The 19,516-nt window shown below is 63.9% G+C and carries 22 protein-coding genes and 1 pseudogene; 17 read left to right on the top strand and 6 right to left on the bottom strand.

What is annotated here, in order from left to right; translation table 11 throughout:
• Nucleotides 1–130 precede the first annotated feature (130 nt).
• A complete protein-coding gene (locus BLU15_RS06475; RefSeq protein WP_060516239.1) occupies nucleotides 131–814 on the top strand; it encodes a helix-turn-helix transcriptional regulator in 684 nt (227 codons plus the stop codon).
• Nucleotides 815–898: 84 nt separating this feature from the next.
• On the opposite strand, the gene BLU15_RS06480 is transcribed toward BLU15_RS06475, so the two are convergent.
• Nucleotides 899–1,501 carry a superoxide dismutase gene (locus tag BLU15_RS06480; RefSeq protein ID WP_060516240.1) on the bottom strand — a complete coding sequence of 201 codons (603 nt, stop codon included), beginning with the start codon at nucleotides 1,499–1,501 and terminating at the stop codon, nucleotides 899–901.
• Between the two features lie 218 nt (nucleotides 1,502–1,719).
• Here BLU15_RS06480 and BLU15_RS06485 point away from each other — a divergent pair, with 218 nt between their 5' ends.
• The 3 genes from BLU15_RS06485 to BLU15_RS06495 all read left to right on the top strand — a co-directional run bounded on the left by BLU15_RS06485 (nucleotide 1,720) and on the right by BLU15_RS06495 (nucleotide 3,458).
• Nucleotides 1,720–2,058, top strand: a complete 339-nt coding sequence (locus tag BLU15_RS06485; protein ID WP_090294812.1) for a hypothetical protein — start codon at nucleotides 1,720–1,722, stop codon at nucleotides 2,056–2,058.
• Between the two features lie 112 nt (nucleotides 2,059–2,170).
• On the top strand, nucleotides 2,171–2,758 hold the full coding sequence (locus BLU15_RS06490) for a TetR/AcrR family transcriptional regulator (protein WP_060516242.1): 588 nt from the start codon (nucleotides 2,171–2,173) through the stop codon (nucleotides 2,756–2,758).
• 184 nt (nucleotides 2,759–2,942) lie between these two features.
• Nucleotides 2,943–3,458 carry a hypothetical protein gene (locus tag BLU15_RS06495; protein ID WP_090294702.1) on the top strand — a complete coding sequence of 172 codons (516 nt, stop codon included), beginning with the start codon at nucleotides 2,943–2,945 and terminating at the stop codon, nucleotides 3,456–3,458.
• Nucleotides 3,459–3,528: 70 nt separating this feature from the next.
• Here the strand turns inward: BLU15_RS06495 and BLU15_RS06500 are convergent, their stop codons facing one another.
• Nucleotides 3,529–4,410, bottom strand: coding sequence for a branched-chain amino acid aminotransferase (locus BLU15_RS06500; RefSeq protein WP_034789259.1), 882 nt, complete (start codon nucleotides 4,408–4,410; stop codon nucleotides 3,529–3,531).
• Nucleotides 4,411–4,562: 152 nt separating this feature from the next.
• Between BLU15_RS06500 and BLU15_RS06505 the strand changes: the two genes are divergently transcribed.
• The 6 genes from BLU15_RS06505 to tam all read left to right on the top strand — a co-directional run bounded on the left by BLU15_RS06505 (nucleotide 4,563) and on the right by tam (nucleotide 9,231).
• Nucleotides 4,563–5,096, top strand: coding sequence for a GNAT family N-acetyltransferase (locus tag BLU15_RS06505; RefSeq protein ID WP_060584261.1), 534 nt, complete (start codon nucleotides 4,563–4,565; stop codon nucleotides 5,094–5,096).
• Nucleotides 5,093–6,133, top strand: coding sequence for a zinc-dependent alcohol dehydrogenase family protein (locus BLU15_RS06510; protein ID WP_034789258.1), 1,041 nt, complete (start codon nucleotides 5,093–5,095; stop codon nucleotides 6,131–6,133). Before BLU15_RS06505 ends, BLU15_RS06510 begins: the two co-directional genes overlap by 4 nt.
• Nucleotides 6,134–6,241: 108 nt before the next feature.
• A complete protein-coding gene (locus tag BLU15_RS06515; protein ID WP_034789257.1) occupies nucleotides 6,242–6,925 on the top strand; it encodes a YoaK family protein in 684 nt (227 codons plus the stop codon).
• A 106-nt stretch (nucleotides 6,926–7,031) separates the two neighbouring features.
• A complete protein-coding gene (locus BLU15_RS06520) occupies nucleotides 7,032–7,592 on the top strand; it encodes a phosphatase (RefSeq protein ID WP_034789256.1) in 561 nt (186 codons plus the stop codon).
• Between the two features lie 190 nt (nucleotides 7,593–7,782).
• Nucleotides 7,783–8,445 carry a haloacid dehalogenase type II gene (locus tag BLU15_RS06525; RefSeq protein ID WP_034789254.1) on the top strand — a complete coding sequence of 221 codons (663 nt, stop codon included), beginning with the start codon at nucleotides 7,783–7,785 and terminating at the stop codon, nucleotides 8,443–8,445.
• A 12-nt stretch (nucleotides 8,446–8,457) separates the two neighbouring features.
• Nucleotides 8,458–9,231, top strand: coding sequence for a trans-aconitate 2-methyltransferase (gene tam / locus BLU15_RS06530; RefSeq protein ID WP_090294703.1), 774 nt, complete (start codon nucleotides 8,458–8,460; stop codon nucleotides 9,229–9,231).
• Nucleotides 9,232–9,252: 21 nt separating this feature from the next.
• On the opposite strand, the gene BLU15_RS06535 is transcribed toward tam, so the two are convergent.
• Nucleotides 9,253–10,146, bottom strand: coding sequence for a LysR family transcriptional regulator (locus tag BLU15_RS06535; RefSeq protein ID WP_090294705.1), 894 nt, complete (start codon nucleotides 10,144–10,146; stop codon nucleotides 9,253–9,255).
• A gap of 139 nt (nucleotides 10,147–10,285) precedes the next feature.
• Between BLU15_RS06535 and BLU15_RS06540 the strand changes: the two genes are divergently transcribed.
• The 3 genes from BLU15_RS06540 to BLU15_RS06550 all read left to right on the top strand — a co-directional run bounded on the left by BLU15_RS06540 (nucleotide 10,286) and on the right by BLU15_RS06550 (nucleotide 13,662).
• Nucleotides 10,286–11,467 (top strand): MFS transporter, encoded by a 1,182-nt coding sequence (locus BLU15_RS06540; RefSeq protein WP_090294706.1) that lies wholly within the window; start codon nucleotides 10,286–10,288, stop codon nucleotides 11,465–11,467.
• 104 nt (nucleotides 11,468–11,571) lie between these two features.
• On the top strand, nucleotides 11,572–12,408 hold the full coding sequence (locus BLU15_RS06545) for an aldo/keto reductase (RefSeq protein WP_090294708.1): 837 nt from the start codon (nucleotides 11,572–11,574) through the stop codon (nucleotides 12,406–12,408).
• 93 nt (nucleotides 12,409–12,501) lie between these two features.
• A complete protein-coding gene (locus BLU15_RS06550; RefSeq protein WP_090294710.1) occupies nucleotides 12,502–13,662 on the top strand; it encodes an MFS transporter in 1,161 nt (386 codons plus the stop codon).
• Here BLU15_RS06550 and BLU15_RS06555 read toward each other — a convergent pair.
• Complete coding sequence (locus BLU15_RS06555) at nucleotides 13,659–14,570, bottom strand: LysR family transcriptional regulator (RefSeq protein ID WP_090294814.1); 912 nt, start codon at nucleotides 14,568–14,570, stop codon at nucleotides 13,659–13,661. The genes BLU15_RS06550 and BLU15_RS06555 overlap by 4 nt on opposite strands.
• Before the next feature lie 108 nt (nucleotides 14,571–14,678).
• Here BLU15_RS06555 and wrbA point away from each other — a divergent pair, with 108 nt between their 5' ends.
• Together wrbA and BLU15_RS06565 are read left to right on the top strand one after the other, a co-directional pair.
• Nucleotides 14,679–15,311, top strand: coding sequence for an NAD(P)H:quinone oxidoreductase (wrbA, locus tag BLU15_RS06560; RefSeq protein ID WP_090294816.1), 633 nt, complete (start codon nucleotides 14,679–14,681; stop codon nucleotides 15,309–15,311).
• Nucleotides 15,311–16,513: an MFS transporter gene (locus BLU15_RS06565; RefSeq protein ID WP_090294711.1), complete on the top strand. Its 1,203-nt coding sequence runs from the start codon at nucleotides 15,311–15,313 to the stop codon at nucleotides 16,511–16,513. Before wrbA ends, BLU15_RS06565 begins: the two co-directional genes overlap by 1 nt.
• A 75-nt stretch (nucleotides 16,514–16,588) precedes the next feature.
• Here BLU15_RS06565 and BLU15_RS06570 read toward each other — a convergent pair whose 3' ends face one another.
• Nucleotides 16,589–16,981 carry a hypothetical protein gene (locus BLU15_RS06570; protein ID WP_034789243.1) on the bottom strand — a complete coding sequence of 131 codons (393 nt, stop codon included), beginning with the start codon at nucleotides 16,979–16,981 and terminating at the stop codon, nucleotides 16,589–16,591.
• A gap of 250 nt (nucleotides 16,982–17,231) precedes the next feature.
• Here BLU15_RS06570 and BLU15_RS06575 point away from each other — a divergent pair, with 250 nt between their 5' ends.
• Nucleotides 17,232–18,806, top strand: coding sequence for a helicase HerA-like C-terminal domain-containing protein (locus BLU15_RS06575; RefSeq protein ID WP_060516251.1), 1,575 nt, complete (start codon nucleotides 17,232–17,234; stop codon nucleotides 18,804–18,806).
• Nucleotides 18,807–18,886: 80 nt separating this feature from the next.
• A pseudogene (locus BLU15_RS06580) lies at nucleotides 18,887–19,128 on the top strand (PhnA domain-containing protein).
• Nucleotides 19,129–19,186: 58 nt separating this feature from the next.
• Here the strand turns inward: BLU15_RS06580 and BLU15_RS06585 are convergent.
• Nucleotides 19,187–19,444, bottom strand: coding sequence for a hypothetical protein (locus BLU15_RS06585; RefSeq protein WP_060516252.1), 258 nt, complete (start codon nucleotides 19,442–19,444; stop codon nucleotides 19,187–19,189).
• Between the last annotated feature and the right edge of the window lie 72 nt (nucleotides 19,445–19,516).

The following is a 19,516-nucleotide window of genomic DNA, read 5'->3' on the forward strand; positions in this document are numbered from 1 at the left end:
GTCAGTTGTCCGTCGTCCGGGTTTTCACTTCTCAAACGAATTGCTGTTTTTTCAATCCGTTGGCTGATGGTATAAATCCGGTCAACTGACAAGGTAGTGTCAGGAGCGTTGACGACGGGGGAGGTTTTCGATGCGCAAGGCGGCACGGCTTTTCGAGATCATCCAGATCCTCCGGCTTGCGAGAAAGCCCGTGACCGGCGCGCAAATGGCCGAGACGCTGGAGGTGACGGTGCGCTCGATCTACCGCGATATCGCGGCACTCCAGGCGATGCGCGTGCCGATCGAAGGCGGCCGCGGCATCGGCTATATTCTTAGGCCCGGCTTCGACCTGCCGCCGCTGATGTTTTCGATCGAGGAAACGGAAGCGATCGCCTTGGCTCTGGCGCTGCTGGCACGAACCGGCGACGAGGAACTGAAGGCAGCCGCCGGCCGCGTCAACCAGAAAATCACTGCAGCCGTGCCCGAGCCGCTGAGACTGGCCTTTCGTTCGCGGGCGCTGCACGCCTGGGGAACGATCGCCCCCTCGCCCGCCGGCATCGATCTCGCTCTGGTACGCCGGGCGATCCGCGACGAGCAGAAGCTCGAACTCGACTATCGCGACGAACTCGGCCGCGCCACAGAACGCACGATCCGGCCGGTGGCGCTGATCTACTATTCGGAAACTGCCAACATCGTCGGCTGGTGCGAGTTGCGCCAGGCGATCCGCAATTTTCGCGCCGACCGTGTCGAGCACTGCGAGGCGGTCGGCGCCTATTTTCCAGGCGAGGGAAACCGCCTCAGGGAACTCTGGATCAGCGGCTGGAAGACCACCTGAGCCTGGCCTCATCGGTACCCAGCACAAACGAAAAGACCCGGCGCAAGCGCCGGGTCCAAACGTCATGCATCGAAGACGGGCAGCTTACTTGGAAGCCGCTTCGTACATTTCGAGCACGTAATCCCAGTTGATCAGGCTGTCGACGAAGGCTTCGAGGTACTTCGGACGGGCGTTGCGGTAGTCGATATAGTAGGAGTGTTCCCAGACATCGACACCGAGGATCGGCGAGGCGCCGTGAACGAGCGGATTTTCGCCGTTCGGGGTCTTGGAGATTTCGAGCTTGCCGTTCTTGACCGAGAGCCAGGCCCAGCCCGAGCCGAACTGGCCGGTGCCGGCGGCGATGAAATCGGCGCGGAACTTGTCGTAGCCGCCGAGGTCGGACTTGATGGCCGCGTCGAGCTTGGCCGGCAGGCTGGTGCCGCCGCCGCCCTTCTTCATCCACTTCCAGAAATGGATGTGGTTGTAGTGCTGGCCGGCATTGTTGAACAGCGGCTGGTTGGTGCCGTAGGACTTCTTGACGACTTCCTCCAGCGACAGGTCGGAGAGGCCGGCCTCTTCAGCAAGCTTGTTGCCGTTGGTCACGTAAGCCAGGTGGTGCTTGTCGTGGTGGTACTCGAGCGTCTCGCGCGACATGTAGGGCGCCAGCGCATCGTAGTCATAGGGAAGGTTCGGCAATTCGAAAGCCATGTGGGCATCTCCTCTTGGCATGGAATTTCGTCGGGAAATCCGTGAACGGGAACATAGGCACCGACCCTCATGGAGGCAACCGATGCAATGCCAATTTTTCCTCAACCCACGGAATATACTTTCAACATCATTTTGAAAGCATGACACTTTCAAGCACATTCATGCCACGGTTTGGCTGCAGCTTCGCGACCGTTGCAACCATGCATAAAGGACAGTCCATGCCGCAGCGTCTCATCCCTGCCCTCGCCCTTTCCGCCATCGCCGCTTTTGCTGCGTCCAGTGCAGCAGCCTCTTCCGGCGACGCGTGGGAGACATTCCGGGCAGAGGTTTCGAAGAAGTGCCTCGCCGCCGCCACCTCGCTGCAAAAACCCAGCGTCGTCGTCGACCCCTTCGGCTCGCAGAGCTTCGGGCTGGCGCTGGTGATCGGCACGCCCAAGGGCTCCAAGGTCGCCGTCACGCAGATCTGCGTCTTCGACAAGCAGAAGAAGACGGTCGAGCTCGGTGGTGAGCTTGCACCCGACGCGGTCAAGGTGGGCGTGCCGGCAAAGAAGAAATAGCGCGCGCGACCCGGCGCAAGCCGTCCAGTTGCCGTCCACGTCGGCCCCGGTCACTGCATATGTGGACTGCTCCTCACTTGAGCTTCGACCGACCGGTTGATAGATCTTGCTCATGGTGAGCGATACTTCCGAACGAATCCTGGACGCAACCGAACGCCTGATGGTGTCGCGGGGCTACAGCGCGTTCAGCTACGCGGACATCTCGGCCGTGGTCGGCATCGGCAAGGCGACGATCCACCATCACTTCCCGACCAAGGCGGACCTGGCCGCAGCCGTGCTTGCCCGCTACCGCAAGAACAATCGCCGCAGCGTTGAAGGACTGCTAGCAGCTGTCGGCGATCCGGCGGCCCGGCTCGAGGCCTATGTCGGCTTCTGGGAAGAATGTATCGCCAAACGGGACATGCCCTTCTGTATCGGCGCCCTTCTGGCCTCGGAAATACCTTCGCTTCCCGATATTGTCGTCGCGCAAGTGCGCGGTCATTTTGCCGACCTTTCCGGCTGGCTCGGAGCCGTGATCGAGGATGGCGTAGCGAAGGGATCCCTGAGGACCGCTCACGGCCCCAAGGCGGCCGCCGAGGCGCTCATGGCGACGGTCCACGGCGCAATGCTCGCGGCCCGCGTCGCCGGCTCGGATCAAGCCACGTTTTCGGCGATCGCACGGCCCGCCTTGGCACAACTTCAGGCGCCAAGCGATGCCTGACCCCGAAGCTCCGACCCTTCGAAGCGACACCGGTCGAAAAAGACAGTTGTTCCCGTGGGAACGGCGGGCCACATTTGCGAGCACTAGAAATCAAACCGAACGGACGCGATGGCAGGTGAAATCATCGCGTTTCTTTTTCGAACACATCCCGACCAACTAGTCGGTTGAATGAAGGAGGAAAATCATGGCAAATCCGCTTTCCACACTCGGCATCATCCATACCGTCATCAGCCTCGCCCCCGTCGTGGCGGGCCTCTATGGCTTTGCCCGGTATGGTGCGATTGTTCCCGGCACGCGCTCCGGCAAGCTTTACCTCGCCGCGATCATCCTGGCGGTGCTGACGTCCGCGGGGCTTTCGAGCACCGGCGGCTTCAACGCGGGCCATGCGCTCGGGATCGTCACGCTGCTCGTCATCGGTGGGAGCCTTGCAGCACAAAGGCTCGAATTTTTCGGCCGCCTGCGCCCCTACCTGGCAACGCTTGGCCTTTCGTTCAGCTATTTCCTGCTGATCGTGCCGGCGATCGCCGAGACGTTGAAGCGCCTGCCCGCCTCGCAGCCACTTGCCAGCGGCCCGGAATCGCCGATCGTGCAGACGACGCTGCTTGCCTGGCTGGTGATCTTCCTCGCAGGCCTCTCCGTCCAGGCCTACCTGATCCACAGGCGCGCCGTGGTCGGTGCGCGCGCGCGCCGCTCGCGCTGAGTGCCTGAACCGAGGGCCATCTTGCCCCGGCGCAGCGGGTACGACCGTGCGCCGGGGTTTTGCGCGCGGTTCAGACGTCGCGGGCCGCGTGCGCCCAGTCCATATAAAGATCGCGCGCCTTGGCGGCGACCGGGCCGGCCTGCAGGTCGCGGCTTTCGAGACGCGTCACAGGCAGCACCTTGGAGTAGTTGCCGGACGTGAAGATCTCGTCGGCCGCTTCGAAGTCCGCCATCGTCAGCGTCGCCTCGACCACTTCGAAACCGGCTTCGCGCAGCAGCGTCATGACGCGGAAGCGGGTGATGCCGGCAAGGAAGGTGCGGTTGGCGGCCGGCGTAAAGACGACACCGTCCTTGACCAGGAAGACGTTGGAAGAACCGGTCTCGGCGATGTTGCCGAGCATGTCGCGCACCAGCGCATTGTCGAAGCCGCGCGAACGGGCCTCGGTCAGGATGCGCGCGTTGTTGGGATAGAGGCAGCCGGCCTTGGCGTCGGTCGGCATCGATTCCAGTGTCGGACGGCGGAAGGGCGACAGCGTCAGCGACGAGCCGCCGTGGCCGTTGCCCATCGGCGCCTCGAACAGGCAGAGCGCAAAACGGGTCGATTCCGGGTCGATGGCGACGACACCGGCCGCGCCGTGCTCGGCCCAGTACATCGGCTTCACATAAAGCGCCGTCTTGCCGTCGAACTTCTTGGCGCCTTCCCAGGTCAGCGCCTCGATCTCTTCCGCCGCCATCGTCGGCTTCAGGCCAAGCGCGGCGGCCGAGCGGTTGACGCGCTGGCAATGCAGGTCGAGGTCGGGAGCGACGCCGTCGAAAACGCGGGCGCCGTCGAACACCGTCGAGCCCAGCCACATCGCATGCGAGGTCGGGCCGATCAGCGGCGGATTGCCCGAGAGCCATTCACCATCGACATAGGTCCAGGTCACTGAGCGGGGGGATGTATCGACGGCCATCTGCGTCTCCTTGAGGTTTTTATTCTAGTCTTTCCGCATACCCCGAAAAAACAGCATCGGGGTGAATGGGTCTATCAAAAAATGTCATGTCGGCCGTTCTGGTACCGCGAAGGCCTCTCGCTTAGTCTCTTCGCCAAAGAAAAGGGAAAGCCGTGCGCATCAAGCATCTCGACGCTGACGACGTGGACATCTTCCGCCGCATCAGGCTGGAAGCGCTCAACCGCGAGCCGCAGGCCTTCGCCTCGACAGCGGCCGACTGGGAGCGCCTTTCGGCTGAGGAATGGCGCGCGCGGCTGACCGCCAACGCCGTATTCGTGGCCTTCGACAGCGATGAGCCGGTCGGCATCATGGGCCTGATGCGCGAGCGTGCGAGCCGGCTGGCGCATCGGGGCACGATCATCATGGTCTATGTGTGCGACGAGGCCCGCGGGTCCGGCGTGGCGCGACAGCTGCTTGCGCAACTGACCGATCATGCGCGCTCGGCCGGCATCCGACTGCTCGAACTCGTGGTGCGTGCCGACAATCCGACGGCGATCCGCTTTTATGAACGTGCGGGTTTCTACAAGATCGGGCACGTTCCCGGCGGCATGCTCGACGGCGACCGGGAGGTCGACGAATTTCTGATGGCGCGCCACATCGACGGCCGCGCCCCACCCATTGAGACATTGCAAGGAGCGACCCGATGAAAGCCATGTATTACGACGCCTTCGAGAAGATGCCGGAAATCCGTACCCTTCCCGATCCGACACCGACGGAGAACGGCGTGGTCATCAAGGTCGAGGCGACAGGGCTTTGCCGGTCCGACTGGCACGGCTGGATGGGCCATGACGCCGATATCCGCCTGCCGCATGTGCCCGGCCACGAGCTGGCGGGCGTGGTGACCGCCACCGGCCGCGGCGTCATGCGCTACAAGGTCGGCGATCGGGTGACCGTGCCCTTCGTTTCCGGATGCGGCCGTTGCGGCGAGTGCCGCTCGGGAAACCAGCAGGTCTGCGAGGCGCAGTTCCAGCCGGGCTTTACCCATTGGGGCTCGTTTGCCGAATATGTCGCGCTCGACTTTGCCGACCAGAACCTCGTGCATCTGCCTGAAAGCATGGACTTCACCACGGCTGCGAGCCTCGGCTGCCGCTTCGCAACGTCGTTCCGCGCCATCGCCGACCAGGCCAAGGTCAAGGGCGGCGAGTGGGTGGCGGTGCATGGCTGCGGCGGCGTCGGCCTCTCGGCAATCATGATCGCGGCGGCCCTCGGCGCCCAGCCGATTGCGATCGACATCGCCGAAGACAAGCTCGCCTTCGCCAAAAAACTCGGCGCGGTCGCTGTCATCAATGGCCGTGACGTGCAGGACGTGGCAGCGGCGGTGAAGGATATCACCGGCGGTGGCGCCCATGTCTCGATCGACGCGCTCGGCAATCCCGTGACCTGCTTCAACTCGATCAAGAACTTGCGCCGGCGCGGCCGGCACGTCCAGGTTGGCCTGATGCTCGGCGACCAGGCGACGCCACAGATCCCGATGGCGCAGGTGATCGGCCACGAACTCGAAATTTATGGCAGCCACGGCATGCAGGCCTGGCGCTACGACGCCATGCTGGCGATGATCGCCGACGGCAAGCTGAAGCCGCAGCAACTGATCGGCCGGGAAATTTCTCTTGAAGAGGCGATCCCTGCCCTCGTCGCCATGGACCGCGCCACCGATCTCGGTATCAGCGTCATCACCCGCTTCTGACGGCTACGGCAAGCCGTGAACGCCGCAGCCGGCAGGCAATATGATGACCGCCCATTCCGACTCACCATCCGCATGCGCTAGCCTTGTCCCCAATCGGGGGCAAGGCAGATGACCATTGCGAGACGACGAAGACTGATCAAGCGGCAGCGCACCGGCACGGCGCTGGCCGTCGCCGCGACGATCTCGTTTCTCGCCGGGATGACCGACGCGATCGGGCTCTTGAGCATCGGTGACTTCGTCTCCTTCATGAGCGGCAACACGACGCGGGCGGCGATCGCGCTCGGCGACGGCGACTTCACCGGCGCCCTGCTGCTCGTCGGCGCGCTTGGAGCGTTCATCATCGGCAACGCGCTCGGCGTGATTGCGGCCGCACGCCTCGGCGTCGTCGGCGTCCTCTCGATGGTCAGTTTGGTGCTAATGCTCTGCGCCGGCTTCGGAACCTCGATGCCAAAGCCCTTCTATTTCTACGGCATCGTGCTTGCCATGGGCCTGGTCAATGCCGCCGTCGAGCACATCGAGGGCCTGCCGATCGGGCTCACCTACGTGACGGGTGCCCTTTCCCGTTTCGGGCGCGGCCTCGGCCGCTGGCTGCTCGGCAACACCAACCGCCAATGGCTCATGCAGATCGTGCCCTGGCTTGGCATGTTCTCTGGCGCTGTCGCCGGCGCCGTCCTGCAGCGCCATTTCGGCCCGGCGTCTCTTTGGGCTTCCTTCGCGCTTAGCGCCGGGCTCACGCTGGCCACCATTCTGGTGCCGTCGCGCTGGTCGAAGCGCTACATCCATCCGGGCTGATCCCGCTCCGGCCACAGCTTTTCGCCTCCCCCCAAGATTTTGCCCTTAAGCCCGGACGGGTTTCAGGGCAAAATCCGCGCTGAAGAATCACGAGCGAGGTCCTGCCATGGCGCTTGCGGCAGCCGTTACTGCGGATGAACTTTACCATCCCATCCTCAACGCCAATCCGGCGCATCCGGCCGGCTGGCCGATCCGTGTCATCGTCAGCTCGCAGACCGAGGCGCGGCACAATCGTGCGCTTTGGGCGCCGACGCATCTCATCTCCGTGCGCGCACCCGGCAGCCGGCTTTTGTCGATGATCGAGCTGCCGCCGGAAAATCACCTGGAACTCTTTTTCGGCGACACCACCGATCCGGACGAACCGGATGCGGCGCGTCCGCAGGCGATCGACGCCGCCTTCGCTTTCATCGACCGCTTGCCCGAGGACGCGCATCTGCTCGTCCATTGCCTGCGGGGCATTGGCCGCGCGACGGCGCTGACGCTGGGCATTCTGGCACGCTACATGCCGCCGGAAGAGGCAGCCGCGGCCCTGCATGCGCTTCGCCCGGAAGCCAAGCCGAACCGGCATGTGGTCAACCTGTGCGACACGGCGCTCGGGTTCAAGGGCAAGCTCGCCAAGCAGGCGCTACGCTTCCCGGCAAAAGTCTGGAAACCGGCCAAGGGCTAAGGCAGGATACCTGCCTTTGAGCGGCCAGCCGTTGTGCGACGCACAAATATTTGACATGATCCGCGTAAAGAACGGTGACAGCGGGCTGTCCGATCGGGCGTGATGCTGTAAGCCTTTGTTTTCGGATAGGCTTTGACGTGGCATGTTCGCCATGTCAGCCAGCACCGAAGACAACTGACGGGAGGAAACGATGTCCCACGCGGCCTATGTGTTTGACGCCTACGGCACGCTCTTCGACGTGCATGCGGCGGTCAGGCGCCACGCTGAGGAGATCGGTCCGGACGGACAGGCTTTTTCCGAACTCTGGCGCGCCAAGCAGCTCGAATATTCCTGGGTGCGCTCGCTGATGGGCAGCTACCAGGATTTCTGGAAGCTGACCGAACAGGCGCTCGACTTTGCCTTCGCGCGCTTTCCCTCCGCCGACCCGAAGCTGCGCAAGCGGTTGCTGGACGCCTACTGGACGCTCGACTGCTATCCGGAAGTGCCGGCCGTTCTGAAAGGTCTCAAGGAGCGCGGGGCGCGGATCGCCATCCTCTCCAACGGTTCGCCGGCCATGCTCGCGTCGGCCGTGCGCAACGCCGCACTCGATATCGTCATCGACGACGTCTTTTCGGTCGACGCGGTGAAGGCGTTCAAGACGGCGCCCGCCGTCTACGATCTCGTTACCACCAGCTACCGGCTCTACCCGCACGCAGTCTCGTTCCAGTCGTCGAACCGCTGGGACATTGCCGGGGCGACGAAATTCGGCTTCCGCACCGTGTGGATCAATCGGGCAGACATGCCGGACGAATACCGCGATCATGGGCCTGCCTTGATCCTGCCCTCTCTCGAAAGCCTGCAATTCGGTATCTGAAGGAGTTCTTTGATGGTCTGGTCGCCCGCGCAGTATCTCAAGTTCGAAGACGAACGCACCCGACCAGCCAGAGACCTTCTCGCCCAAGTGCCTGACCTGCCAGAAGGCCTCGCCTTCGACCTCGGCTGCGGCCCGGGGAACTCGACCGAGCTCATCCGCGACCGGTTTCCCTGGACCACGCTTTCCGGCCTCGACAGCGACGAGAACATGCTCCTTGCCGCCGCCAAACGGCTGCCCGGGGTATCCTTCGAAAAGGCGGATCTTGCGGCCTGGGTTCCTCCCGCCGGCGCCTCGCTGTTTTACGGCAACGCCGTCTTCCAGTGGCTTCCGAACCATCTCACTATCTTCGAAAGGCTGATGAAGGCGCTTGCCTCCGGCGGTACGCTCGCGGTGCAGATGCCGGACAACCTCGGAGAGCCGAGCCACCTCCTGATGGAAGAGACCGCGCGCAGCCCGGCTTTCGCTGAAGCCTTTGCCGGCAAGACCATCCGCCGCAACCCGATGCCGCCGCCGGCAACCTATGTCGAATGCCTGGTTCCGTGGGCAGCGCGCATCGAGGTCTGGCATACGATCTACTATCATCGCCTCGCCAATGCCGAAGCGATCGTCGAGTGGGTGAAGGGGACCGGCCTCAGACCTTATCTCGATGCCTTGACCGAGTACCGGCGGAGCGCCTTTCTCGCCGATTACACGGACAGGATACGCACGGCCTATCCGGCAACGAGCGACGGCAAGGTACTCTTGCGTTTTCCGAGGTTCTTCATCGTGGCGGTCAAGGCGGGCTGAGTTCGTCTGCCCGCCGGGCGCTTACATGCGCTCTGCCAGAAAATCGATAAAGGCGCGGATACGGGCAGCGAGATGCTCGTGGCCGGCATAGACGGCGTAGACCGTCTCGATCTCGCCCGACTGATAGTCCTCGAGCAGCGGCACCAGCGTTCCAGCCTCGAAATCCGGCTCGACATGGAAACGACCGATGCGCCCGATGCCGACGCTGGCAAGGCAAAGCTGGCGGACGATCGAACCGCTCGATACCTGCATATTGCCGGAGACGGTTCGGTGCGCGATCTGAGACTGGCCCGGCCCGCGAAACGCCCACTCGTCGACGCTGCGGCGGAAGTTGAAGCGAACGCAGTTGTGGCCGTCGAGATCGTCAGGGGTTTGCGGGATCCCATACTTTTCAAGATAGGCGGGCGAGGCGATCACCACCGGCCGGGTTTCCATCAGCTTGCGCGCCTTCAGGGATGAATCACGCAGCGGTCCGGTGCGGATCGCCACGTCCGTGCGTTCGCCGACGACATCGATCATGCTGTCGGTCAGCGTCAGGTCGAGCTGGACCTCCGGGTATCGCGCCAGGAACTCCGGCGCGAGTGGCATGATGTAGCGCTCGCCGAAGCCGACGGCGGCGTTCACCCGCAAGAGCCCACGCGGCGCCATGCGTCCGCCGGCGGCAACGACATGCTCGGTCTCGGCGATATCTCCGAGGATCCGTTGCGCCCGCTGGAAATAGACTTCGCCTTCCGGGGTCAGCTGCAAGGTCCGGGTCGAGCGCACGAGCAGGCGCGTGCCAAGCCGGTCCTCGATGCGGGTCACCAGCTTGCTGACGGCCGACGGCGACAGTTTCAGGCGCCGCGCCGCAGCGGAGAAGCTGCGGGTCTCCGACACGGCGACAAAAACCTCCATCTCACCGGCTCGGTTGTCCATGCGCTTCCCTTTGAACTCAATTCACAAACGTTTGTCTGATTATGCGTATTATCGTGATGAGTGCAAAGGCTCATATTCCACCCGACTTCAACAACAACCATACGCCCGGTGCTCCCAGCCGGGTGGGAAAGGTCTCGTCGTGCCTATTGCCATACTTGCGCTGACGATCGCGGCCTATGCGATCGGAACAACGGAATTCGTGATCGTCGGCCTCCTGCCGACGGTAGCCACCGACCTCAATGTCACCCTGCCGCTCGCCGGCCTGATCGTCAGCGTCTACGCGCTCGGCGTCACCTTCGGCGCGCCAGTTCTCACCGCGCTCACCGGCCGGATCGAGCGCAAACCGCTGCTGATCGGCCTGATGGCGCTGTTCATCGTCGGCAATGCCGCCGCAGCATTGTCGCCGAGCTATGAACCGCTGCTCTTCGCCCGCGTCATTTCTGCCTTTGCCCATGGCGTGTTCTTCTCGGTCGGCTCGACCATTGCCGCCGACCTCGTACCGGAAGACCGCCGCGCCTCGGCCATTGCCATGATGTTCATGGGCCTGACCGTCGCGATCGTCACCGGTGTGCCGCTCGGCACCTGGATCGGCCAGACCTTCGGCTGGCGCGCCACCTTCTGGGCCGTCACCGGTCTCGGCGTCGTCGCTCTTGTCGCGATCGCAGCCCTGTTGCCGAACACGCTGTCCAAGGCGCCGCCGGCAAAGCTCATCGACCAGGTGCGCGTGCTCGGCTCCGGCCGCCTGCTGATCGTCTTTGCCATGACCGCGCTCGGCTACGGCGGCACCTTCGTCGCCTTCACCTTCCTGGCGCCGATCCTGCAGGACATCACCGGCTTTTCGGAAAGCGCCGTCAGCCTGATCCTGGTGCTCTACGGCATCGCGATTGCCATCGGCAACATTGCCGGCGGCAAGATCGCCAACCGCGACCCGGTCAAGGCGCTGATCGGCCTGTTCCTGGCGCAGGCGGCGGTGCTCGTGCTCTTCACCTTCACGGCCCCCTCGCCGGTGCTGACGCTGGTCACGCTTGCGGCCCTCGGCTTCCTGTCCTTCGCCAATGTGCCGGGCTTGCAGCTCTATGTCGTGCAGCTTGCCAAGCAACATCGTCCGGGCGCCGTTGATGTCGCCTCGGCGCTCAACATCGCGGCCTTCAACCTCGGCATCGCCGTCGGCGCCTGGCTCGGTGGCGTCATCGTCGCCTCGCCGCTCGGCCTTGGCATGACGCCCGTGATCGGTGCCCTGCTCGTCGCCGCAGCCCTGCTGCTCACGCTCCTGAGCGGCGCCCTTGATCGTCGCACCGGGGCGGCCTACCAAACGGCTTGAACCGCCGTCTGCGAGGACCACCTATAGCCTCATTCCTTTTTCGCCCGGCCAGGTGGCCGGGCGCTTATCAAGCATAACATGCCCAGTACAAGGAGTTACCCACGATGCATTCCGTCAATTCCAACGGCGCCAACATTCCGGCGCTCGGCTTCGGCACTTTCCGCATGCCCGGTGCCGATGTGCTGCGCGTTCTGCCGGAAGCCCTGAAGCTCGGATTCCATCACGTCGATACGGCGCAGATCTACGGCAACGAGGCCGAAGTCGGCGAGGCCATCCATAATTCCGGCGTGTCACGCGCCGATATCTTCCTCACCACCAAGGTCTGGGTCGACAAATATGCCCATCGCGACTTCCTCGCCTCGGTCGACGAAAGCCTGAAGAAGCTGCGGACCGACCATGTCGACCTGCTTCTCCTGCACTGGCCGGGCGGCAGCGACGTGCCGATGGCCGAGCGCATCGGCGCTCTCAACGAAGTGCACAAGGCCGGCAAGGTTCGCCACATCGGGGTCAGCAACTTCAACACGGCGCAGATGGAAGAGGCCGTGAAGCTGAGCGACGCGCCGATCGCCACCAACCAGGTCGAGTACCACCCGTATCTTGATCAGACCAAGGTGCTTCAGACCGCCCGCAAGCACGGCATGTCGATCACCGCCTACTATGCGATGGCGAACGGCAAGGTGCCGAGCGATCCACTCTTGAAGGAGATCGGTGCCCGCCACGGCAAGACGGCCGCGCAAGTAGCGCTGCGCTGGCTCGTGCAGCAGAAGGACGTGATCACCCTTTCAAAGACCGCGACGATCGATCGCCTGAAGGAAAATTTCGCGATCTTCGACTTTGCGCTCGGCGACGGCGAAATGGCCGAAATCCACGCCCTTGCGCGTGCCGACGGCCGCATCGTCAACCCGGAAGGCCTTGCCCCCGTCTGGGACAAGGCTGCTTAACGAACGCAATCATTTCGCCGCCGGCCAATTCCCTGCCGGCGGTGGATACGATATGGACATCGCCTCAAGGACACGGATCGTAGGGAGGGGGCGATGTCGTTGCACGAGGCACAGGCGAGCGATTTTGCTCCCGACTGGCCGGCGATTATCGCCGTCGTTCTCGGTGTCACCGCTTTCTCGGTGGCGCAGGGGCTCACCTATCCGCTGATCTCGCTTTCGCTTGAGAGCCGCGGCGTTTCGGCCGGCATGATCGGCCTCAATGCCATGGGCTTTGCCGCCGGTCTCGGTGTTGCGACACTTATTCTCGGCCGGCTGACGCGGCTCGCCTCGGCCGACAAGCTGATCATCGCCAGCCTCATCGGCTGTTCCATCTGTCTCGCGACACTTGCCTCGACGTCGGAACTCGTCATCTGGTTTATCGCCCGCTTTGCCCTCGGTTTCTTCGTCAGCATGGTCTTCATGCTTGGTGAAGCGTGGCTGAACACCGCCTGCCCGGACCGACTGCGCGGCCGCGTCTCCGGCCTCTATGGGGCCGGCATGTGCGGCGGCTTTGCGGCCGGTCCGCTGGCGATCCCGCTGCTCGGCACCAGCGGCGGTCTCGGCTTTGCCCTCTTGGCGATCTATATCGCACTCGTCGCCTTCCTCACTGGGCTGCTGACCATGGGCGCCCGCACCCGGCCCGAGCCGTCCTCGACGCGGGACCTCTTCGCCTTTTTCGGGAAGGCGCCGATGCTGATCCTCATGGTGCTGATGTTCGGATTTGCCGATATCGCCGCGATCTCGGCGATGCCGGTCTATTTCGTCAAGACCGGCCACAGCCAGGCCTTTGCCGCGCTGAGCGTAACGGCGCTGGCGATACCGACAGCTGTGGCACAGCCTTTCATCGGCGTGCTTCTCGACCGCCTGCCGCGCCGCTGGGTGGCGATCTCGGCGGCCGCGATCGCTGCCAGCGGCTATCTGCTCGTGCCGTTGCTGTCGTCCGATATCGCTCTGCTTCTGACCTTCGCCTTCATCGGCGCGGCGAGCTTCGCGCTCTATACGGCGGCGCTCACCATGCTCGGGGAAGAGTATCGCGGCAGCATGCTGGTTGCCGGCAGTGCCGCCTTTTCGCTCGCCTATGCCGCCGGCAGCGCGGCTGGATCCGGCGCGACCGGCGCGCTGATGAACTTTATCAACCCGATCGCTGGCCCGATCGGCGTGGGCGTCGTGCTGGTGGTCTTCACGCTTGCCTTCGCGCTCAACGGCCGACGCTAGCCCTCCGCGCAGATCCGGGCGAGAGCCTCGTTGAAGACGCGGGCGGCCGGCCCGAGCGGCTCGTCGATCCGGTGAACGAGATAGGCTTCGGCCCCCACCTGGCTGTTGCGGCCAAGGGCGGCCGTCGGCATGCGCACGAGCCGGCCTTCCGCAAGGTCGCGCTCCACCTGCCAGAACGGCAATCGACCCCAGCCGAGGCCCGAGCGGATCATCGCATGTTTTGTGTCCTGGCTGCTGACACGGCAGGTTTGCGGCGAGAGCACGCCGTAGTCGCGCCCGACCGTGCGCTGCGACTGATCCGACAGGACGATCTGCAGATGGTCCGCAAGCTCGGCATTGTCGAGCACGTCTCCCCCTGCGCGCAGCCCCAAGGGATGATTTGCGGCAACGACCGCGACGAGTTCGACCGTCGCAAGCGCCCGACGGGCGATCGACGGGTCGCGGAAATCTTCGCCGACAGTGATGCCGAGCGTGAAGCGGCGATCGACCAGGCCGTCGAGCGGCCCACCGAGCGGCAGGACCGCAAGCCGGATCGACACATCCGGATAGGCGCCGCGCATCTCCTTCAGCGCCAGGCCGACGGTCTCGATCGGAAACAGCGTATCGACGACCAGAGAAAGCTCAAGCTCGATGCCTTCGCCGAGCCCGCGTGCCCGGGCGCGCATCGCGTCCACCCGCAACAGGATGTCGCGCGCATTGGCGAGCAGCGCATGCCCTTCCGCCGTCAGGACCGGCCGGTGGCCGGAACGGTCGAAAAGGGCGACCCCCAGTTCGGCCTCCATGTTGGCGATGGCGTGGCTGACGGCCGATTGCACCCGTGAGAGCCTGGCGGCGCCGGCGCGGAAGCTTCCGCTTTCGGCGACGGTCACGAAGGTCCGCATCTGATCGAGAGTAAGGGCATCGAGCATGATCGATTCCATAGATCATCTTGATGAAAATTATATCACTCCAAGAGATCGAGAAAAGCACCCATCTTTTCTATGAACGGCAATGCCGCCCACAAAAAGGAAACCGAAATGACCAAGGTGCTCGTGCTCTACTATTCCTCCTACGGCCACATCGAGACCATGGCGAAGGCCGTCGCCGAGGGTGCGCGCACCGCCGGCGCCACCGTCGCGCTCAAGCGCGTGCCGGAAATCGTCCCGGAAGCCGTGGCCGTCAAGGCCGGCTACAAGCGCAACCACGATGCGCCGGTGGCAACAGTCGCCGAACTGCCCGACTATGACGCGATCATCATCGGCACGCCGACACGGTTCGGCAACATGGCTGCCCAGATGAAGAACTTTCTCGACCAGGCGGGTGGGATCTGGGCGCGCGATGCCCTGGTCGGGCGTATCGGCAGCGTTTTTACCTCGACCGGAAGCCAGCATGGCGGCCAGGAATCGACGATACTCGCCACGCATACCGTACTGCTGCATCTCGGAATGGTGATCACCGGCCTTCCCTACAGCTTCAAAGGCCAGATGCGCATGGACGAAATCACCGGCGGATCACCCTATGGCGCCTCGACGCTGGCCGATGACGGCAACGGCGGCGACCGGCAGCCGAGCGCCAACGAACTGGAAGGCGCACGCTTCCAGGGGCGCCACGTGGCGGAACTGGCGGCAGCGCTGGTTGCCGGACGCACCCGCGTTGGGGAGATCGCCTGATGGCCACGGCCGCAGCCTTTGTTCGCGAAAGAACCGATTGGTCGGGCGTGATGACCGTTGTTGCGGCCGGCGTGGTCGCGGCGATGCAGGTGGGCAAGGGGCTGATTGCAGGCCCGCTGCTTCAATCCGATCTTGGGCTCAACCTTTCTGCCCTCGGCTGGATCACCTCCGTCTTCGCAGTCGTTGGCGTCGTCGGGGGCATGGCAGCCGGCGCGTTCGTCACAGCTGTCGGCGACCGGCGCCTGCTTGGCATCGGCATGGCGCTGCTGGCGTTCGGTTCCTTTGCCGGCGCGGCGAGCCCAGCATTCACGCTGCTTCTGCTGTCGCGCATCATCGAGGGCTTCGGCTTTCTGCTTGTCGTCGTCGCCGGCCCCGCCATCCTCATGCGCCTGGTGACGCAGGAGCGCAGCGACCTCGTCTTTGCGCTCTGGAGCTGTTTCATGCCCGCGGGCATGGCGATCGCCATGCTGACCGGGCCCGCCTTTGCCGGTTGGCAGGCGATCTGGTGGAGCAACGGGCTGCTCACGCTTGCGAGCCTCGCCTCCATCTTTCTGGCAGTGTCGCCATCCCGGCAAACGCCCCGTGTCGCCACCCGCTTCCGGGATGATGCCGCGGAAACGCTGACGAGCCGCGGGCCCGTGCTGCTCTTCGCGCTGTTTTCGCTCTACAGCCTGATGAGCTTCACGCTTTCCAGCTTTCTGCCGATCCTGCTGATCGAGCGCCTGCAGGTCTCGCTTGGAACCGTTGGCCTGTTGAGCGCCGTCATCACGCTGGTGAACGTCTTCGGCAATCTGGCCGCCGGCCATCTTCTGTCCCGCGGCTTCGCCCGCGGCAGGCTGGTCGCAAGCGCCGCGTTGCTGACCGGCGTGTCCGGCCTTTGGATCTTCCTGAGCCCATCAGGCGGACATCTGATCCTGGCGCTCTGCATCCTGTTTTCCGCGATCGGCGGGCTCATTCCGGCGACGCTGATCTCATCGGTGCCGCTCCTGTCGCCACGTCCGGCGCTTGCGCCGATGGCGATGGGCCTGCTGATGCAGGGCAGCAATCTCGGGCAACTCGTCGGCCCCGTCGCGGTCGGAACCGCGATCGAGTTCTACGGATGGACATCGGGTGCGGCTTTTATCGGCGCCAGTGCCGTTCTTTGCATCGGGCTGACGCCCACACTCGAACGGACGCTACGGGAAAGCAGGCCGGAACGCTGACAGGGGCCGCAGGCAACAAAAAACCCACCGGCAGACGCCGGTGGGCTTCGCTTTTTTACGTTCGGGTCGCCGGTATCAGACGAACTGGCTGAGACCCGGAACCGAAGCGACGACTTCGTCGACCACGTCTGCGCCGGCCTTCTCCTTGGCGAACGCGATGGTTTCCTTTGCAAGTCCGGTGATTTCACCCATGCCGAGGCCCTGGCTCATCAGCTGCTGGCCGAGCGCCATGACGCCGCCACCACCGATTGCCGACATCAGACCGCCGAGCAGGCCGCCGCCGCCCGTGCCTTCGCCGTTGTACTGAGCGATCAGTTCGGACGCGCCCGGGATCGCTTCAATCATCTGGGCAACCGGACCGTCGGCGGCTTCGCGCTGCAGGAAGCCGAGGATCATGCCGACAGCCTTTTCGGCGGTTGCCGGCTCGATGCCGACATTTTCAGCAACGCGCGTGACCAGTTCATTCATGGAGAAACTCCCTCATTTTGGATTTTTGACGTTGACGTCAAGGTAAATGATCGCCCACCAAATAACAAGCCGTGAGCCGTGACTATCGATCCGTCGATATCGCCGCATTCCGGTCGCGGATGGGCACAGCCTTGTTGCCGGGCGCAACCGCACCACCTATAACAGAAATCCAGGCACATTTCGATGACGGCGCGCCCCTGCGACACTGCGAACCGCCCGCTTTCATTGATGAAACGGAGATGAAGCCCACATGTTGGAAGAAGGCAAGCTCTTTATCGGCACCAGCCGCAAGCCTGATGATTCGATCAACAAGGGCGAGTATCTGGAGCTCAAGTTCGGCAATCGACACGGCCTGGTCACCGGCGCCACCGGCACCGGCAAGACGATCACCCTGCAGGTGCTTGCCGAAGGCTTTTCCAACGCTGGCGTCCCGGTCTTCTGCGCCGACGTCAAGGGCGACCTCTCCGGCATCGGCGCGATCGGCGAGGCCAAGGATTTCATCCTGAAGCGTGCCGAACAGATCGGCCTGCCGACCAATCCTTATGAGTTTCAGGAATTCCCGGTCATCTTCTGGGATATCTACGGCGAGAAGGGCCATCGCGTTCGCACCACCATGTCGGAGATGGGCCCGCTGCTCCTGTCGCGGCTTATGAACGCGACCGACGCGCAGGAAGGCGTGCTCAACATCGCCTTCAAGATCGCCGATGAGGGCGGACTGCCGCTGCTCGACCTCAAGGATCTGCAGGCGCTGCTCAACTACATGGGCGACAATGCCAGCACGCTTTCCAATCAGTTCGGTTTCATTTCCAAGTCCTCGGTCGGCTCGCTTCAGCGCGAGCTGCTGATCCTCGAACAGCAGGGCGCCGAACATTTCTTCGGCGAGCCGGCGCTGAAGATTTCCGACATCATGCGCACCACCAATGACGGCCGCGGCGCGATCTCGGTGCTGGCGGCCGACAAGCTGATGATGAACCCGCGGCTCTACGCCACCTTCCTGCTCTGGCTGCTGTCGGAATTGTTCGAGGAGCTGCCGGAAGTGGGCGACCCGGACAAGCCGAAGCTGGTCTTCTTCTTCGACGAGGCGCATCTGCTCTTCAACGACGCGCCGAAGGCGTTGATCGAGCGCGTTGAACAGGTCGTGCGCCTGATCCGCTCCAAGGGCGTTGGCGTCTATTTCGTCACCCAGAACCCGCTCGACGTGCCGGACACGGTTCTCGGTCAGCTCGGAAACCGCGTTCAGCACGCGCTGCGCGCCTATACGCCACGCGACCAGAAGGCGGTGAAGACCGCCGCCGACACCTTCCGCCCGAACCCGGATTTCGACTGCGCCACGGTGATCACCAATCTCGGCACCGGCGAGGCTCTGGTCTCCACGCTCGAAGGCAAGGGCGCGCCCTCGATGGTCGAGCGTACGCTGGTGCGACCGCCGCAGTCCCGCGTCGGTCCCCTGACGGAGGCCGAACGGAAGAAGGTCATGGACGTCAGCCCGGTCCGTGAGCTTTACGATGAGGATTTCGACCGTGAATCGGCCTACGAAATCCTAGCGGCGCGCGCCAAAAAGGCAGCCGACGCACAGGCCGAGGCACAGTCTCAGGCCGAGCAGCAGACGAGCGAGGCGAGCACCGGCGGCAGCCGCTGGACGCTGCCGGGCTTTGGCGACGACGATCAGGCGGCACCGGCCGGCAAGCAGGCGCGCCCTCGCAGCTCCGGCTACCAGCGCGAGACGGTCGTCGAAGCGGCGATGAAATCGGTCGCCCGCACAGTCGCGACCCAGGTCGGCCGCGCCCTGGTGCGCGGCATCCTCGGCAGCCTTAGCCGACGCTAACCAAGACCGGCCGACGCGGCCCATCCATTCCCACGCGCCCTGACCAAATCAGGGCGCGTCGTCATTTCTGGAACATCCGCATGGATGTGAAGGATTCAATCGGCGCCATCCTCAAGGACGGCGACAACGTCACCCTGATCAAAGACCTGAAAGGCAAGGGAACCTCGACGACGCTGAAGCGCGGGACGATGGTCAAGCGCATCCTCCCCCGATCAAGCGCATCCTCCCCCGATCAAGCGCATCCTCCCCCGATGAAGTCGAGTGCCGCGTCGAAAAGACCAAGGGTCGGGTGATGCGCACCGAATTTCTGAAGAAGGCTTAAGGCCCGCGCGGGATGCCGGAACGGCACGGCGAAATGACCCGACGGCCAGCCGTGCCGATCAATGCCGTGTCTTGTCAATGCCGTGTGTTGGGGAGGGTGAAGCGCTCAAGCGGCGCCCGCTCACCGCAACGGCGGCCCGCTGGGTGGCGGCGTATTCGTCCGTCAACTCCAGCAGAGCCAAGGCGATCTCGTCCCAATGCCACCCTACCCGCTCGGCGAGATCCGTCAGCAGTTGGAACTCCTCGCGCAATGCGGTCGCGCATTCGAGCTCTCGCTGCGCAAGCGCGCAGGTTCTGGTTTTCGGCCTGGCGATCATCCTATTTTACCTCCTGCTCATCAACTCCTCAGCCCGAGCATAGGTTCCAGCAGCTCCCAGTCGAGGCATAGG

Source organism: Ensifer sp. YR511, from assembly GCF_900103045.1.
In the GTDB taxonomy this organism is placed as follows: Bacteria; Pseudomonadota; Alphaproteobacteria; order Rhizobiales; family Rhizobiaceae; genus Ensifer; species Ensifer adhaerens.